At 47.2% G+C, this 944-nt stretch carries 1 protein-coding gene; it reads right to left on the bottom strand.

Annotation, left to right across the window (positions count from 1 at the left end; genetic code table 11):
• Nucleotides 1-107: 107 nt before the first annotated feature.
• A complete protein-coding gene (locus ACTHUM_RS15425) occupies nucleotides 108-905 on the bottom strand; it encodes a factor H-binding protein (RefSeq protein WP_070461536.1) in 798 nt (265 codons plus the stop codon).
• Nucleotides 906-944: the final 39 nt, after the last annotated feature.

Here is a 944-nt window from a genome sequence, read left to right as displayed (position 1 = left end):
ATCTTGGGCAGCCTGTAATTTAGGTTGGCATGAAAAAAGCAACGGTTTGAGCCGTTGCTTTTTTTGTCACAAAAAGGCCGTCTGAACATTTCAGACGGCCTTGTTTCCTATTCTTTTTTACCGGCTAAACCGATTTCTTTGGTGGAGTCGCCAACTTTGATTTGCGCTTTACCGGCAATTTCTTCAGCCTGCGGGCCGAAGAGTTTCAAATCGTAACGGCCGTTTTCTACGCCATTCAAACTGGTTTTACCGCTGATGGCGGCTTTGCCATTGTTATTGGCAATGCCTGCGGCAAGCAGGTCGACATTATTGTGGGAAGCCATGCTGCTGATTTTGCCGTAACCTTGTTTTTTATCGAAATCGACGGTGTATTTCAGACGGCCGCTGCGGTCGTCGCCATTAAACGCGATACCTGAATACTGATAGCTGCCTTGTTTGGGCAAATTGCGATACGCTGTTTCATCGCCTTGGACTTCGCCGACGATGAATGTGTATGTATCGAGGTTTTGCAGCTTGCCTGCGTCATCGGCTTTTTGTTTGGCGTAACGCGCGGCAACAGTGGAATAATTTTGTTTATACACTTGGAAGTCGCCCGTTTCCAAAGTGATGACTTGGCCGTTTACCTTAATTTTTTGGGCGTAGTCGTAAGAAGATACTTTATCGGTTTTCAAAAAGCCGGTATCGAGTTTGTCGCCTTTTTTCAGGTTTTGCGGTTTACCGTTGGCCATCAGCTCCAACGTACCGTTTTCAGGGACGGATTCGTTCAATTCAACGGACAACACGCCTTTCGGATGCGGATTGAGCGGCTCGGTCACGGCATTCGACAAGCCGCTTGTTGCGCCACCGCAGGCAGCCAACATCAAAGACAGGGAAGCAGTCAAAGCAGAAATACGGAGGGTTCGCATCATTTTTTCCTTTCCTTTTTATTTGGTATGATATTCATC

Source organism: Neisseria sp. P0021.S006, from assembly GCF_051956895.1.
This window is presented reverse-complemented; position numbering and strand designations above follow the sequence as displayed.

Bases quoted from the DNA above. Each gene is read 5' to 3' on its own strand.
- ACTHUM_RS15425 (WP_070461536.1), bottom strand. From the start codon at position 905: ATGCGAACCCTCCGTATTTCTGCTTTGACTGCTTCCCTGTCTTTGATG.